Annotated in this window: 20 protein-coding genes; all 20 read left to right on the plus strand. The window is 65.4% G+C overall.

Annotation, left to right across the window (positions count from 1 at the left end; all coding sequences use genetic code 11):
* Window positions 1-38: 38 nt before the first annotated feature.
* The 20 genes from AN401_RS11875 to AN401_RS11970 all read left to right on the plus strand — a co-directional run bounded on the left by AN401_RS11875 (window position 39) and on the right by AN401_RS11970 (window position 15,132).
* Complete coding sequence (locus AN401_RS11875; protein ID WP_096779478.1) at window positions 39-506, plus strand: phage virion morphogenesis protein; 468 nt, start codon at window positions 39-41, stop codon at window positions 504-506.
* Between the two features lie 155 nt (window positions 507-661).
* Window positions 662-1,678 carry a hypothetical protein gene (locus AN401_RS11880; protein ID WP_157772250.1) on the plus strand — a complete coding sequence of 339 codons (1,017 nt, stop codon included), beginning with the start codon at window positions 662-664 and terminating at the stop codon, window positions 1,676-1,678.
* A gap of 31 nt (window positions 1,679-1,709) precedes the next feature.
* Window positions 1,710-2,075, plus strand: a complete 366-nt coding sequence (locus AN401_RS11885) for a hypothetical protein (RefSeq protein WP_096779409.1) — start codon at window positions 1,710-1,712, stop codon at window positions 2,073-2,075.
* Window positions 2,076-2,172: 97 nt separating this feature from the next.
* A complete protein-coding gene (locus tag AN401_RS11890) occupies window positions 2,173-3,270 on the plus strand; it encodes a phage protease (protein WP_096779480.1) in 1,098 nt (365 codons plus the stop codon).
* Entirely contained in the window at window positions 3,267-3,638 is a 372-nt protein-coding gene (locus AN401_RS11895) for a hypothetical protein (RefSeq protein ID WP_096779481.1), read from the plus strand. The genes AN401_RS11890 and AN401_RS11895 overlap by 4 nt, the downstream gene beginning before the upstream one ends.
* Before the next feature lie 23 nt (window positions 3,639-3,661).
* On the plus strand, window positions 3,662-4,555 hold the full coding sequence (locus AN401_RS11900; protein WP_096779482.1) for a Mu-like prophage major head subunit gpT family protein: 894 nt from the start codon (window positions 3,662-3,664) through the stop codon (window positions 4,553-4,555).
* A gap of 64 nt (window positions 4,556-4,619) precedes the next feature.
* A complete protein-coding gene (locus AN401_RS11905; RefSeq protein WP_096779483.1) occupies window positions 4,620-5,030 on the plus strand; it encodes an HI1506-related protein in 411 nt (136 codons plus the stop codon).
* A complete protein-coding gene (locus AN401_RS11910; protein ID WP_096779484.1) occupies window positions 5,027-5,449 on the plus strand; it encodes a gp436 family protein in 423 nt (140 codons plus the stop codon). Before AN401_RS11905 ends, AN401_RS11910 begins: the two co-directional genes overlap by 4 nt.
* Window positions 5,449-5,976 carry a DUF1834 family protein gene (locus AN401_RS11915; RefSeq protein WP_096779485.1) on the plus strand — a complete coding sequence of 176 codons (528 nt, stop codon included), beginning with the start codon at window positions 5,449-5,451 and terminating at the stop codon, window positions 5,974-5,976. The genes AN401_RS11910 and AN401_RS11915 overlap by 1 nt, the downstream gene beginning before the upstream one ends.
* On the plus strand, window positions 5,969-6,163 hold the full coding sequence (locus tag AN401_RS11920; RefSeq protein WP_096779405.1) for a DUF2635 domain-containing protein: 195 nt from the start codon (window positions 5,969-5,971) through the stop codon (window positions 6,161-6,163). Before AN401_RS11915 ends, AN401_RS11920 begins: the two co-directional genes overlap by 8 nt.
* Window positions 6,163-7,638 carry a phage tail sheath subtilisin-like domain-containing protein gene (locus tag AN401_RS11925; RefSeq protein ID WP_096779486.1) on the plus strand — a complete coding sequence of 492 codons (1,476 nt, stop codon included), beginning with the start codon at window positions 6,163-6,165 and terminating at the stop codon, window positions 7,636-7,638. The genes AN401_RS11920 and AN401_RS11925 overlap by 1 nt, the downstream gene beginning before the upstream one ends.
* A 9-nt stretch (window positions 7,639-7,647) precedes the next feature.
* Window positions 7,648-7,995 carry a phage tail tube protein gene (locus AN401_RS11930; RefSeq protein WP_096779404.1) on the plus strand — a complete coding sequence of 116 codons (348 nt, stop codon included), beginning with the start codon at window positions 7,648-7,650 and terminating at the stop codon, window positions 7,993-7,995.
* Window positions 7,996-8,361, plus strand: coding sequence for a phage tail assembly protein (locus AN401_RS11935; protein WP_096779403.1), 366 nt, complete (start codon window positions 7,996-7,998; stop codon window positions 8,359-8,361).
* Between the two features lie 102 nt (window positions 8,362-8,463).
* Entirely contained in the window at window positions 8,464-10,197 is a 1,734-nt protein-coding gene (locus AN401_RS11940; protein ID WP_096779402.1) for a tape measure protein, read from the plus strand.
* Entirely contained in the window at window positions 10,194-11,435 is a 1,242-nt protein-coding gene (locus AN401_RS20325) for a DNA circularization protein (RefSeq protein ID WP_096779401.1), read from the plus strand. Before AN401_RS11940 ends, AN401_RS20325 begins: the two co-directional genes overlap by 4 nt.
* A complete protein-coding gene (locus AN401_RS11950; RefSeq protein ID WP_198401720.1) occupies window positions 11,422-12,495 on the plus strand; it encodes a phage baseplate assembly protein in 1,074 nt (357 codons plus the stop codon). Before AN401_RS20325 ends, AN401_RS11950 begins: the two co-directional genes overlap by 14 nt.
* Window positions 12,492-13,046 carry a phage baseplate assembly protein V gene (locus AN401_RS11955; protein ID WP_096779400.1) on the plus strand — a complete coding sequence of 185 codons (555 nt, stop codon included), beginning with the start codon at window positions 12,492-12,494 and terminating at the stop codon, window positions 13,044-13,046. Before AN401_RS11950 ends, AN401_RS11955 begins: the two co-directional genes overlap by 4 nt.
* Window positions 13,043-13,477 carry a phage GP46 family protein gene (locus tag AN401_RS11960; RefSeq protein ID WP_096779399.1) on the plus strand — a complete coding sequence of 145 codons (435 nt, stop codon included), beginning with the start codon at window positions 13,043-13,045 and terminating at the stop codon, window positions 13,475-13,477. Before AN401_RS11955 ends, AN401_RS11960 begins: the two co-directional genes overlap by 4 nt.
* On the plus strand, window positions 13,478-14,560 hold the full coding sequence (locus tag AN401_RS11965) for a baseplate J/gp47 family protein (protein WP_096779398.1): 1,083 nt from the start codon (window positions 13,478-13,480) through the stop codon (window positions 14,558-14,560).
* Window positions 14,551-15,132: a YmfQ family protein gene (locus AN401_RS11970; protein WP_096779397.1), complete on the plus strand. Its 582-nt coding sequence runs from the start codon at window positions 14,551-14,553 to the stop codon at window positions 15,130-15,132. The genes AN401_RS11965 and AN401_RS11970 overlap by 10 nt, the downstream gene beginning before the upstream one ends.
* Window positions 15,133-15,134: the final 2 nt, after the last annotated feature.

Here is a 15,134-nt window from a genome sequence, read left to right on the forward strand (position 1 = left end):
TGTCATTATAGCGAACAGTCAGTGTAGAAGGAGGGCCCATGCGGGTCGATACACGTTACGAGTTCGAGGCGGTGTTCCGCGCCTTTGCCCAACTGCAGGCGCTGCAGCGCCAGGGCCGGGATCTGATGCGGCCCATTGCCGGGGTGCTGGCCGATCGGGCCGAGGACGCCTTTGCCGACGAGGCGGATCCGGAAACCGGCCGGCCCTGGACGGCATTGAGCCAGGCGCACCGCCGGCGACGGCAGCGCCAGGGCTACGACGGCCCCCTGCTGCAGATGAAGGGATTGTTGGCGGGCTCGCTCAGCACCGAGTATGGCGACAACCACGCCGTGGCGGGCTCGGCCATGATCTACGCCACCATTCATCAGTTCGGCGGCAAGGCGGGCATGGCCCCCGGCCCGGCGGCCGTGCCGGCACGGCCCTTCCTGGGCATTGGCAACGAGGGTGAGCGGGCCATTGCCCGCATTATCAAAAAGGCGCTCTCAAACGCGCTGGACGCTCGTTGAGGGGGTAACCGGTACGCTGACCTGGGTCGAACCGGTTTAAACGCGCCACGGCGTTTTTAAACGGGGTATGGAGCTTTGCCGAGATGTGTTTGGGTTTACCTGTCGGGTTTATCTGGGTACGATTCTGCCTTCGTTCCTCGGTCGGATCCCTGTTTATGCCCAATGGAAGTACCCTGGTTATTAAGAGTGAAGAGCAGGCCTTTGAGCTGCTGGAGCAATTAACGGCAGAAGGGCTTGATTTGCAGGCGCAAGACATCGTTTTTGAGGGCTGGCCGGTCATCACTTTGCACCTGCGGGGGGAAGGGTTCGACTCCACCATTACACCGCCATTGATGAGGGCGTTTCTGGCCCTGCAGGCAAACATTTACCGTAGCTATGCGATTGCAAAGTATAATTCGCCCAAGGCGTCGGTATTGTCAAATGACGAACGCGAAGGCCTTGAGATTGCTATTCGTGTAGAGCAGGGAAGCTCGATTTTTAAGATTGATCTGCAACAGGTCCTTGAGAAGTTCAGTTCGGAATTGGTGGGCAAAATGGATCCCAAAATGTTGCTGACAATGGTGCTGGGGGTGGCCGTCGTTTGGGGAGGAACCTCAAGCTACAAACATTACCTGGACCATCGTGTGAAAATTCGGCAGGAAGAGGCCAAAAGCGAGGAGCAGCAGGCGCTGATTGAGCATCTGAAGTTTTCTTCAGAGCAGGAGACCCAGCGTATGCAGATCATGGCTGACGTGTTCCAAAACAATGCTCGGCTGCAGTCTATAGCCGATATTGCCGAAGACGCTCGCACCGAGCTGGTCAAGCGCAGTGCCGTGGCCCAGGACGTGACCATTCAGGGAATCCACGTCACCGGTGAAGAGGCCGGGGAGCTGGTTAAAAACGCCCGGAACAAGTCGGAAGAGGTCCGGCTGGATGGTGACTATCGCATTCTGAACGTGGACTCGTCGAATCCGGAGGAGTTCAAGGTGAAGGTGAAAAGTCTTGATTCCGGCGACGTTTTTATCGCCAAGGTACAGGACAATACCCTGGAACGACGTTACCTGGATGCACTGCAGGAGGGGGAGTGGCGTCGTCAGCCCGTGCGCTTGCGTATTAATGCCAGGCAGCTCAAAGGTGACATTAAGTCAGCATTGGTTATTCGGGCCGAGCTGGCCGAGATAGAAGAGCAGTAGTTTGTTTTCAACCAGAACAAGGAATGCACCGATGACAAGAATACTGACACTGATTTTCATGCTGTGGGCGGGCATTGCTCAGGCCAAGGAATATGAGCAGTTGCTGTTTATGCCGGCGGCACAGGCGCAGTCCAATATCAGGGTTGGAGTGACGCTGTATGTTGGTCGGGTGGACAGAGATAAGATCCTGCTCGGTCGCATCAGTGCCTTTGAGAAAGACAAGGTAGTAGGTGGCCGTATCTGCGATGCCTTTGGCGTAAGCGATTCATGGCGTTGCCTGGATGAGTTTATCCTGCTGGACAAATGGTATGTGCGGGTTGACGATCCGGTGTTGAACGGAGAGCCCGTTCCGGAAGTAGAAGACGAGGACGACGAAGACGACGACCTGTGGTTGTAACCGGCGAACTCGCTTTTTATACAGGCCACCCCAGGGTGGCTTTTTCTTTGCGCCCTAATAAACCCGCCTGACTCCCCTCGCCGCCGATACTGGCGGCATGAACATCGTATCCGCTTTCTCACCCCCTGCGCCTTTGGCCGTGCTGACCGCCGGTCAGCACGAGCGCCTGGCCATTCTCACCGCCGAGCTGGCCGACAGCCACGACGGCTGGCACCAGTTGCTGCCGGCCGGGCGTTTCAAGGCCCGTGATGGCCGGCCCTTTGATGTGCCCGGCGGCCATTGGCAGCTCGACGGCGACATCGCCGCCGGGCTGATTGCCCGCGCCCAGGCACTGGGCCAGGACCTGCTGATCGACTACGAGCACCAGACCCTGCATGCCGCCAAAAACGGCAAGCCGGCCCCGGCGGCCGGCTGGTTCAACGGCGCCGAAATACAGTGGCGCGAGGACCAGGGGCTGTTCATCAAGCCACGCTGGACCGAGCGGGCTCAGGGCTTTATCGAGCGGCACGAATACCGCTTTCTGTCGGCGGTGTTTCCCTACGACGACACCGGCCGGCCGCTGGAGCTGCGCATGGCCGCCATCACCAATGATCCGGGCGTGGTGGGCATGGCTTCCCTGGCCAGCCTGGCCGCCCGTTTATTACCCCCTGCGGAGGAAAACCCCATGAACGATTTGCTGTGCCAACTGCTGGGCAAGCTCGGTATCGAGCTGCCGGCCGACACCGCCCCCACCGAGGAGCAGGGCCTGGCGGCGTTGACCGCCCTCGACGCCCTGACCCAAAAGAGCACCGAACTGGAGGGCAGAGTGGCCGCGCTCTCTGCCCAGGACAAGGGCGTGGATCTCAGCCGCTATGTGCCCAAGGCCACCTACGACGCCCTGGCCGGTGAACTGGCGGTGCTCAAGGCCGCCAGCGACACCGACAAGGCCGAGCAGTTGATCAGCCAGGCACGGGCCGAAGGCCGGGTGCTGGCCTGTGAAGAAGACTACCTGGGCCAGTTCGCCCGTCAGCAGGGGGTGGCCGCGCTTAGCGCCATGCTCAGCCAACGCCAGCCTCTGGCGGCCCTCAGTGGCAGCCAGGGCAAGAAAGAGCCCGAGACCAGGCCGGCCCGGCTGACCGAGGAAGAGCTGGCGGTGCTCAAGGCCACCGGCCTGAGTGAAGAGGCCTTTATCAACGCCAAAGGAGCAGCGCAATGATCGCCAAACGTACAGGCAACAAGCGGGCGTATCCGGTCAAGGCCGGCATCGCCCTACTCAGCGGCGAGCCGGTGGTGCTGGCCGCCGGCTACCTCACCAATGTGCTGGGCACCGCCAGCTGCGTGGGCATGGTGACCCTGCCCGCCGACAACGGCGCCGGACTGGATGGGGAACTGACCGCCGAGGTGGAGGTGGGCGAGTTCAAGTTCGCCAACGCCGGCGACATTACCGTGGCCAATGTGGGCGCCACCGTGTATTTCGCCGATGCCAATACGGTGTCGGTATCGGATGACACCGGCACCCGGGCCACCGCCGGCAAGCTGGTTCAGGTGGACGCCGACGGCGTCTGGGTTGAACTGGGCGTTTAAGTTCCGTTTATCAGGAGTGTTTCATGGATATCAGTGCCAATGCCTTAACGGCGATTTATACAGCGGTAAAACTGCACTTTAACCAGGGCCGTGAAAGTTACCGCCCGCTGTGGGAAGAGATTGCCACCCTGGTGCCCAGCACCACGGCCCAGGAGAACTATGCCTGGCTGGGCGAGTTTTCCCGCCTGCGCGAGTGGATTGGCGACCGCCAGATCAACCGCATGAAGGCCCACGACTACAGCATCAAGAACAAGAAGTTCGAGGCCACCGAAGGCATTCCGGCCGATTACATCGAAGACGACACCTATGGCGTGCTGATGCCCAAGTTCGCCGACATGGGCTATGCCGCCGCCACCCATCCCGACGAGATGGTGTTCGCGTTGCTGGCCAACGGCTTTGCTCAAAAGTGCTACGACGGCCAGTTCTTCTTCGACACCGATCACCCGGTGGGACCGGAGGGCCAGGAGCAGAGCGTGGCCAACCTGCAAGAGGGGGCCGGCAAGCCCTGGTTCTTGCTCGACACCCGCCGACCGCTCAAGCCGTTGATCTTCCAGCGTCGCCGCGACTACCGGCTGCTGGCCAAGACCGATGCCGGCACCTCGGACCATGTGTTCATGGCCGACGAGTACCTCTATGGCGTGGACGCCCGGGTAAACGTGGGCTTTGGCTTCTGGCAGCAGGCGTTCGCCTCCAAGGCGGCCCTGGACGAAGCCAACTTCGACGGCGCCGTGGCGGGCATGATGGCGCACAAGTCGGATAAGGGCCGGCCGCTCGGCATCAACCCCAGTGTGCTGGTGGTCGGTCCGTCCAACCGGGCCGCGGCCAAGGCGCTGATTGAAACGCAAACCAAGGCCAACGGTGCCTCCAACCCCAACTATCAGGCGGTGAAGGTGATGGTGGTGCCCTGGCTCGACTAAGCCGGCGGCATAAGGTGGGGCCGCCTGGCGGCCCCGGTGAAGGCATAACAGGTGGATTCATGTCATGGATAACAAGGATTTGGAACAGGATCAGGCGGTGGTGGTGCGCAGTGTGGCGCCGGCTGGTTATCGCCGTGGCGGCCGTGCATGGCGCCCGGGTGAACAAGTGGTGGCGCGTTCGGCGCTGTCGCCGGCCCAGTGGCAGCAGGTGGCCAACGACCCCTATTTGCTGGTGGCCGGCCTCGAAGAAGCAACTGGCGATTCAGACGCGGGCGGGGGTGTGGAGCCTGACCCACTGGGTGAGCGCCTGACCCTGGCCCAGGCCCTGGCGGCGCTGGATCCAGCCGACCCGGCGCACTTTACCGTGAATGGCCTGCCCCAGCTCGATGCCCTGGCCCGGCTGACCGGGCACAAGGTGACGGCGGCGGAGCGGGACGCGGCCTGGCAGGCCCATAAGGCCGGGGAGGCCGAGTGAGTTACGCCGACCTGGCCGAGATGCAGGCTCGTTACGGCGCCGACGAGCTGGCCACCCTCACCAGCCGCGACTTCAGCGGCCAGTTGAACGAGGCGGTGCTGGCCGAAGCCCTGAGCGATGCCCAGGCTACCATCGACGGTTACCTGGCCTCCCGCTACCGGCTGCCGCTGGCGGCGGTGCCGGTGGTGCTGACCCGTATCTGCTGTGTGCTGGCACGCTATTACCTGGAACAGGGCCGAGCCACCGACCAGGCCCGGCAAGACTATGAAGACGCGGTGCGCTGGCTGGAGCAGGTGGCCCGGGGTGTGGTCAGCCTGGGGCTGACCGAGCAGGGCACCCAGCCGGCGGGCGACAATGGCGCCCAACTGGTGTCGGCCGGCAGCGTGTTCGGTCGTCAGCGGTCGAAGGGGTTCATCTGATGATTGCCGACGCCGAGCAGCAGCTGCTGGCTGCCGTGCGCGACACCCTGGGCGCCACGGTGAAGCGGGTGGAGTCGCACCCCGGCCATTGGGACGACGACGCCGTGCGCCGCCTGGTACAGACCCCGCCGTCGGTGTACCTGGCGTTTCTGGGGGGACGGCCCGGCCGCCGCCCCGACGAACTGGATGCCCAGTGGGCCATGTTCGTGACCGCCCGGGTGCTGAATGGCCAGCGGGAGCTGGGCATTTATCAACTGCTGGAGCGGCTGGTGGCCCGCTTCAATGGCCAGCGGGTGGCCGGCTGCGGCTTCACCCTGCGCGACATCAAGAACCTCTGGTCCGACACCCAGAGCGGCGCCGGGGTGGCGGTATACGGCCTGTACTGGCAGGCCACCATGACGCTGCCCTCGGTGGTTGATTTGACCACCCTTGACGAGTTCCAGACCCATTACCAGACCTGGCCCCGGGGCGATGCCGCCACCGTGGACCAGCAGGCCCATATCACCCTGGAGAGCAATGATGGCTGAGGTATTTGTGAAGCCGGCCCCGGGCCGGTTTGTGCGTGACCCGCTGACCCTGGCGCCGCTGGCGGCAGAAGGAGAACGCAAGCCGCGCAGCAGCTACTGGCTGAAGCGGCTGCGTGACGGCGATGTGATTGAAACTGACGTTAAACCTAAGGCGCCCCGGGCGCGAACCGGCAAGGAGACCGACTGATGGCGGTGTCATTTAACGAGATCCCGGGCAACCTGCGGGTGCCGCTGGCCTATGTGGAATTCGATAACTCGGGGGCGGTGACCGGCACCCCGACCCTGATGCAAAAGACCCTGGTGCTGGGCCAGCGCCTGGCGGGCAGCGAGGTGGCCGCCGGCGTGCCGGTGCGCATTACCCGCACCGACCAGGGCGCGGCCGCTTTTGGCCGGGGCAGCATGCTGGCGGCCCAGTGCCAGGCGCTGCGCCAGGCCAACAGTTATGGCGAGGTATGGGCGCTGGCGGTGGACGAGCCCGCCACCGGCGCGGCGGCCACCGGTCGCATTCAGCTGGCCGGTACGGCGGCGGAAGCGGGCCAACTGGCCCTGCTGATGACCGGTCATCGGGTGCCCGTGGCCGTGGCGGTGGGGGATACCGCCCAGGTGTTGGCCACCAGGGTGGCGGCGGCCATCAATGCCATGGCCGAGCTGCCGGTCACGGCGGCGGTGGACGGCGCACAGACCAGCGAGGTGGTGCTGACCGCCCGCTGGAAGGGACTGACCGGCAACGACATTGACCTGCGCCTGAACTATTACTCCGACGAGCGCACCCCGGTGGGGGTAGCGGTGACCCTGGTGGCCATGGCCGGTGGCGCCGGCAGCCCCGATTTGGCGCCGGCGCTGGCCGCCCTAGGCGACGAATGGTGGCATTACCTGGTGAACCCGTTCACCGATACCGCCTCACTCGATGCCCTGCGCGACGAGCTGCTGAGCCGCTGGGGGCCGCTGCGCCAGATTGACGGCGTGGCCTTTATGGCGGTGCGCGGTACCCATGGCGAGGCCAGCACCTTTGGCCTGAGCCGTAACGATCATTTGTTCAGCTGCATCGGTACCGGTCTGGCGCCCCAAGCCCCCTGGGTATGGGCCAGTGTGCTGGCGGGGGTGGCGGCCTACCATCTGGGGATTGACCCGGCGCGGCCGCTGCAGACGCTGCCGTTGATCGGCCTGTTGCCGCCGGCCATCGCCGACCGCTGGGATCTGCCCGAGCGCAACCTGCTGCTGTATGACGGCATCAGTACCTTTACCGTGGATGCGGGCGGCCAGGTTCGGCTGGAGCGACTGATCACCTTGTATCGGGAGAATGCCTACGGCGACCCGGACCCCAGCTACCTGGATGTGAACACCATCGCCACCCTCAGCTATATCCGCTATGCGGTGCGCACCCGCATCACCCAGAAGTTTCCGCGCCACAAGCTGGCGGACGACGGCATTCGGGTGGGGCCGGGGCAGGCCATCGTGACCCCCAAAATCATCCGCACCGAGCTGCTGGCGTTGTTTACCGAGCTGGAAACCCGGGGGCTGGTGGAGGACTTCGAGGCGTTCAAATCCACCCTGGTGGTGGAGCGCAACGCCAATGACCGCAACCGCCTGGATGTGCTCAGCCACGAGAACCTGGTGAACCAGTTCCGGGTATATGCCCATTCCGTGCAATACGTGCTGTAAGGAGCCGACATGAAATATCAAGGCAGGGCCTTTATTCGGGCCAATGGCCGTGAGTGGCCAACCCTGGAGGGCAGCACCCTCAACCCCGGCGGGGTGAACCGCAACGTGGTCAAGGGCGCCCGGGTGCTGGGCTATCAGGAAGAACCGGTGGAGGCCACCCTGGAGTGCAAGCTGGCCTATGGCCAGGAGCTGAACCTGCTGGAGCTGCGCGACCTGGTGGATGCGACCGTGGAGTTCGAGGCCGACACCGGCCAGGTGTTTATGCTGGCCAATGCCTGGACCACGGAGCCGCCCACCCTGACCGACAAGGGTGAAGTGGACATGAAAATGGCGGCGGTGGAATGCAAGGAGGCGTAAATGGAGTTTGAACTGAAGCACGGCCTGCCGTTCGGCAAGGACGCTGATGCGGAAATGCAGTACCGGGTGGAGCTGCGCGAGCTGACCGCCGGCGACATTATCGAGGCCGAGGAGGCCAGCGAGAAGCTGATGCTGGGGCCGAACGGCCCGGTGCTGGTGTCGAGCCCGGCGCGTATGGGTACCGAGTTGTTGCGCCGCCAGGTGAAACGGGTGGGCAAACTGCAGGGGTTGTCGTTGGGTCAGTTGAAGAGTCTGCACCCGGATGACCTGGAATTGCTGAACGCCCAGGTGGTGGCCCGCGATGCGTTGCTTGCCCGGGAGATCGCCGACCGGGGGCGAGCTGATGGCGCACCGGGAGACCATTGAGCAGGCCGCCCTGATCTTGGGGGTGCAATGTGGCGGCGGGCCCGAGTGGGCCTTTCGCCAGACGCTTTCCCGCCTTGTGCGCTATCAACGGGTGTTTAAGTCATGACCCAACTGAAAGCCAGCATTTATGTGGATCTGGCGGGCAATATCTCCCGCCGGGCCCAGGCCTATAGTCAGTCCATCCAGCAGATGGCCAGCAGTTCCCGCCGCTCCCTGGGCAGCCTGGGAGCTTCGGCCACCCGGGCGTCGGACGGCATCGACCGGATCGGCAACCGGGCGGCGCTGGCGGGGGTGGGCCTGGCCTATGGTTTTAACCGCACCTTTGTGGCCACGGCCGCGACCTTCGAACGCTACCAGATCATGCTCAATGAGCTGACCGGCGGCGCGGAGAACGGCGCCCGGGCCATGGACTGGATCACCGACTTCGTCTCCGATACCCCCTACTCGGTGGAGCAGGTGACGAAATCCTTCGTGAAGATGAGAGCCATGGGCCTGGATCCGATGGATGGCTCCATGCAGGCCATTGTCGACCAGACCGCCAAACTGGCCGGCGGCCAGCAGGAGCTGGAAGGCATCGTGCTGGCGATTGGTCAGGCCTGGACCAAACAGAAGCTGCAAACGGAGGAAGCCAATCAGCTGATTGAACGTGGGGTGCCGGTGTGGGATCTGCTGTCTCAGGCAACGGGATTGACCGCCGCCAAACTGCAGGAGATGGCAACTCAGGGCCGGCTGGGCCGGCGAGCCATCCGCGCCCTGTTGGACGAGATGGGCAAGCAGTCGGCGGGGGCGGCCGCCCGGCAGATGGAGACCTGGGACGGCCTGACTTCCAACCTGGGGGACCAGTGGACCCTGCTGCAGAAGCAGGTGATGGACGGCGGCGCCTTTGATGCGCTCAAGGTCGAGCTGGCGGGGGTGTTGGCCGCCATGACCGAGCTGCGGGAGTCGGGCAACCTGGACGAGATGGCCAAAACGGTGTCGGAAGAGCTGGTGGTGGGTCTGCGTGCCGCCAAGGACGCGGGCCAGGGCCTGTGGCAGGTGCTGCAACAGGTGGGCAGTGGCGTGGGTGCGGTGGCCGACATGGCCGGCGGCTATGCCAATTTGGCCAAGATCCTGGCGGCGGTATACCTGGGCAATAAGGCGCTGCGCATGGCTACCTGGGGGGTGAGCAAGGGGGTGGGTGCGGTGCAGGCGGGCCGCTCGGCCTGGGGCTGGGCCCGGGGCCGTCGCTCGGGAGAGGGGGCGGCCGTGGGGCCGGCGGCGACCCTGGCGACGGGGGCGGTAACGAGCGCCATTCCGGTAGTGGTGACCAATTGGCCGGTGGCCATGGGCGGTGGCGGTGGCACTGGCCGGAAAGGCCGAGGCGGCAAACGGGGACGCAAGGGGCGGGGCGGCGTTCGACCGCCCGTGCCGGCGGTGACCAATGGCATGACCACCGGGGCCAGGGGCGCGCGCTGGCTGGGCCGGCTTGGCCGTTTTGGCGGCCTGCCCGGGGCGGCCGTGGGGTTGGTGGCCACGGGATCGGTGCTGGCCTCCGACGCCAGCAAAACCGACAAAGGCGGCATTCTGGGCGGCATGGGCGGCAGTGCCTTGGGAGCGGCCATTGGCACCGTGATTGCGCCGGGCATCGGCACCGCCGTGGGCTCGGTGCTGGGCGGCCTGGTGGGTGACTGGCTGGGCGCCAGGGCCGGAGCGGCGCTGGAGAAACAGGAAGGTGAAGTCACGGTGAAGATTGAGGCGGATCCGGGCATGCGGGTGCGACCGGTGCGGGCCCAGGGCAGTGGCGGGATGGAGGTGAACGTGGACACGGGCATGACCTATTTGCGGGGGCGCGGATGAGCTGGCATGAAAAAGTGGGGGCGGGACAGGGCCGTTTTCGGGGGGTGCCGTTCTGGCTGCAGAGCGATGACCTGGAAGGGGGGCGCCGGGTGGTGCGCCACCAGTATCCGCACAAGGATGACGGCAGGACGGAAGATCTGGGTCGGGCCATGCGCCAGTGGAGCTTTGAGGCGGTGGTGCTGGGGCCGGATTACCTGGAACAGCGCGATGCCCTGCTGGAGGCATTGGAAGCCGCCGGGCCCGGCGAGCTGGAGCACCCGTATTGGGGCATGTTGCAGGTGCAGGTGGATCAGTTTCGGCTGCGTCAGTCTAGCCGCGCCGGGGGCAGTGCGACCTTTTCCATTACCGTGCTGCCGGCCGAGGCACAGCCGGCACCGAAGGTGGAAACCGATGGCAACCAGGTGGTGGCCGAGGCGGGCGCGGCCAGCCATGAGGCCATGGCCGCCGACTTTGCCGATGATTTTGACGTGGAGGGCGACGTCGCGCTGGAAGGGCTGGCCATGGATGACGTGACTCAGGTGCTGGATAGTCTGAGCCAGGGCATCCGCAGCCTGGGTGGTGTGGCCGGGGTGGGGGAACTGCTGCGTCAGGGCGGCCGGTTGAAAAATTCGGTGTTGGCCCTGGTGCGTGCACCGGCCGACTTGGCCGGTGGCTTGCTGGGACAGTTGGACGGGCTGAAGGCACTGGCCCGACCGGCTGATTTGTTTGGGGTATATCGTAGCCTGTTTGCGCGCCTGGGCGGCGGTGGGGGGCACCATGTGCGGCCCCGGGCCGAGCACAACCGACAGGCCCTGCACCGGCTGGTGCGCCAGGCGGCACTGGCGGGCCAGGCCGAGGCGGCCAGCAATGCCTTGGTGGAGGCATTGCGACCGGGGCGGGCCGAGTCTGAGGCGGTTCTGGTGCTGGAGGCCCGGCAGGATGTGGAGCGGCTGGAGCGGGAGTTGGCCGCCACCCTGGAGTCGGCGGCGATGGACAGTGCGGATGCGGGATGGATCCGCAGTTGGCGGAGCCTGCGCGCCTTGCGCTTGGCGTTGGTAACCGACCTGCAGCAACGGGGTACTCGCTTGCCGGGCGCGGCCAGCCTGACGTTGCCCCAGACCATGCCGGCCCTGGTGCTGGCCTACCGGGAGGGGGGGGACGCCCGCTTGTGGCAGCAGTTGGTGCGCCGTAACGGGGTGCGTCATCCGTCGTTTTTGCCGAGCGGGGTGGTGTTGGAGGTGATCCGTGGAGGCCGTTGAGCTGTTTTTGGGCGGGCGCATTTTCAGTGGCTGGGAGTCGGTGCGGCTGAGCCGCTCGCTGGAGGCCATGGCCGGCCAGTTTTCGCTGGGGGTGTCGTTGCGCCCCGGTGATCAGGCGGGCCAACTGGGGGCCGGGCGCCCCATGCGGTTGACCATTGGCGGCGAGACGGTCATCACCGGCTATGTGGATGAGATTGAGCGCCTGACCGAGGCCAAGGCCCGTACCATTCGCCTGAGCGGCCGCGACAAGACCGGCGATCTGGTGGACTGCGCCGCCATCCATGCCAGCGGCCAGTGGCGGAGCCGGCCGCTGGCGGCCATTGCCGCCGATCTGTGCCGGCCATTTGGCGTGGCGGTGCGCTGGGAGGTGTCGGATCCGGCGGCGGCCAAGGCCTTCGCCCAGTGGCAATTGGAGCCGGGCGAAACCGTATATGAGAACCTGGCCCGGGCGGCCAGGCACCGGGGCGTGCTGGTGACCAGTACGCCGACTGGCGAGTTGCTGTTTACCCAGGCGGGGAGCGAGGTGCTGGAAACGGCCCTGGTGTTGGGGGACAACCTGTTGCGCATCGAAGCCAAGGATAGCTGGAAAGACCGCTTCAGCCTGTGGCGTCTGCTTGGTGACAGCGCCGCTGGGGGCGGCGAGTGGGGCGAGGAGCTGGATGCCGAGCAGACCACGGCGGTGCGGGTGGACCTGACCGACCCGGCCATTGACCGCTACCGCCCGACCGTGCTGCTGGCGGACGACAATCTGGACGGTGGCGGAGGTCAGGCGCGGGTGCGTTTTGAGCAGCGCCGGGCCATGGCCCACGGCCAGCCGGTGCGGGCCCGGGTGCAGGGCTGGCGCCACGGCCAGGGTCTGTGGCTGCCCAATGTGCAGGTGCGGGTGCAGGCGCCGGAGGCCGGTCACCCGGACAGCACCTTGCTGGTGACGGCGGTGGAGTTGGGGCTGGATGATGAGGAGGGCACGGTGGCTGATTTGACCCTGATGCCCCGCGCCGGCTTCGATGTACTGGCTCAGCCGGAACGGGTGGCCCAGCGCGAGGAGGAATTGTGGTTATGAGTGAACGGGTGTTGAACAGGGTGTTGGGGCCGCTCCAGCGCCGGCTGCGGCTGATGGTGAGCCGGGCCGTGGTGCGGCTGGTGGACGACGCCTTTGCCCGGCAGAACCTGCAGCTTTCTTTGCTGGCGGGCGAAGGCGCCGACGGGGTGGAGCGGTTCCAGAATTATGGCCACAGCTCGGTGCCGCTGGCCGGCGCTGAGGCAGTGGTGGTAGCGGTGGGCGGCAAGCGGCAGCACCTGGTGGCGCTGGCGGTGGAGCACAAGGGCCACAGGCCCACCGGCCTGGAGGCGGGCGACTCGGTGCTGTATCACCATGAGGGGCACATGCTGCGGTTGACCAAAGAGGGCGTGGCGATACTGAGCTGCCGCCGGTTTGAGGTGCAGGCCGAGCAGGAGGTGTTCTTTGACACGCCACAAACCCGCTTCGGTGGTGATGTGGAGATACTGGGCGTTAGCGCCGCCGCCGATCATGTGTCGGACGGCGTGAGTGGCAAAAACCATACCCATGACCAGGTGCAGCCTGGTGATGGCAGTTCGGGAGGCCCCCAATGACGGATATTGCCCTGGTCTGGCAGGACGGCAGTGGCGCCATAGTACAACAGGGCGCCGACTTGCTGACCGACGACAGCCTGGCCACGGCGGTGGTGATCAGCCTGTTTACCGACCGCCGGGCGCTGTTGTCCGATCCCTTGGCCGAGGGAGAAGAGCGGCGCGGCTGGTGGGCCGATAGCTACCGGGCCCGCCCTATTGGCTCCCGCCTGTGGCTGTTGGGGCGGGAGAAGCAAATGCGCGAGGTGCGGCAAAGAGCCGAGCAGTATGCGGCCGAGGCACTGGCCTGGTTGCGGGAGGATGGACTGGTGCGGGCGGTGGATGTAGTCGCCAGCAACCCCGTAGAGGGCGTTTTGCGATTGACCATCCGTCTGACCCTGCCCGATGGCAGCCCGCTGCCATTTAGCTTTACCACCCGTTTAAGGAGCCTGTAAATGGCCTATGCCGCCCCCAAGCTGAGCGAGTTGCTGACCCGTACCCAGGCTGATATCGAGAGCCGGTTGCCGCGCTCCTACGCTCGTATCCAGGAAAAGGTGCTCTATGCCATTGCCGCCGCTCAGGCGGGTAATACCAAGGCCCTGCATGAGCACCTGGCCTGGGTGGCGCGGCAGGTGGTGCCGCACCTCTCGGATGAAGAGTTCCTGCTTGAGCATTGCCGGTTCTGGGGCCTGTGGCGCAAAGAGGCGCAGGTGTCCGAAGGGAGTGCAGTGGCCCTGGCCGACCAGGGTGGCGAACTGGCCGAAGGCACGCCGCTACAACGGCCCGATGGGGGGCAGTTTGTGGTTGCCGAGGCCACCCTGCTGTCGCCGGGACAGCCGGTAACGGTACCGCTGCTGGCGGTGGAACCGGGCGTGGCCGGCAATACCCCGGCCGGCGTGGTGTTGCAACTGGTGTCGCCAGTGCCCGGGGTGCGCAGCACCCTGACCGTGGATGCCGCCGGCCTGACCGGCGGCACCGATATTGAACCCCTGGGGGAATTGGTGGAACGGCTGCTGTTTCGTGTGCAATACCCGCCCCATGGTGGTGCCAAACATGACTATGAACGTTGGGCGCGGGAAGTGCCCGGCATTACCCGCGCCTGGTGTTATCCCCTGTATCAGGGCGGCGGCACCGTGGGCCTGACCTGCGTGCTCGACGGCCAGGCCGACATTCTGCCCACCCAGGCCGATCTGGACCGGGTGGGGGCGCACATTGACGGCCACCAGAACCCGGTGACCAACCAGTGGCAGGGCAAGCCGGCTGAGGCCGAACTTGTGTTGTTTGCGCCCAAGGCGTTACCGATGAATCCGCAAATCGGCCTGACGCCGGATACCCCCGAGGTGCGTGCCGAGGTGACGGCGGCACTGCAGGCGCTGGTGCTGGATACAGAGCCCGGCGGACAGCTTTATCTGACCCAGATCAGAGGCGCCATCGCCAACGCTCGGGGCGAGCGCAACCACACGTTGACTTGGCCGACCGGCGATGTGCTGGCCGCCCATGATGAGATCATCACCCTGGGGACTATCACATGGCTATGACGGCGGTTGACTACCAGCGTGCCGCCCTGGCGTTGTTGCCGCCGGGAGCGGCCTGGTCCAGGGATGAAGAGGGCACCCTGGGGTTGCTGCTGCTGGGCCTGAACGAGGGGTTGGCCCGGGTCGATGCTGATGCCGCCCGGCTGGTGGCGGAACTGGTGCCCGAGCGGGCCTTTATGCTGCTGGAGGAGTGGGAAGCCTTTGCCGGCCTGCCCGAGTGTGATTTGGGCACCGAACTGGTGCGGGACCGCCAGGCGGCGGTGGCCGCCAAGTTGACCATGACCGGCTCGCTCAATGCCAACTATTACCGGGCGCTGGCGGCGGGTTACGGCTACGACATTAGCCTGAGCGCGAACCTGGCCCATCATTGCCTGCGCGACTGTCTGCATCCGCTGTACCCGGATGCAGACCGCCACCGGGTGTACGTGAACATCGGCCCCAGTGAATCGCGCCCGGCAACCTGCCTGGACCACTGCCTGGTGCCGTTGCAGGTGTACGAGGCAGGCGAACTGCCCTGCCTGCTGGACCGCTATAAGCCGGCCCACAAGGAATTCATTTACGTTTACGAGGAGTAAGC

The organism is Zobellella denitrificans, assembly GCF_002407485.1.
GTDB classification, from domain to species: Bacteria; Pseudomonadota; Gammaproteobacteria; order Enterobacterales; family Aeromonadaceae; genus Oceanimonas; species Oceanimonas denitrificans.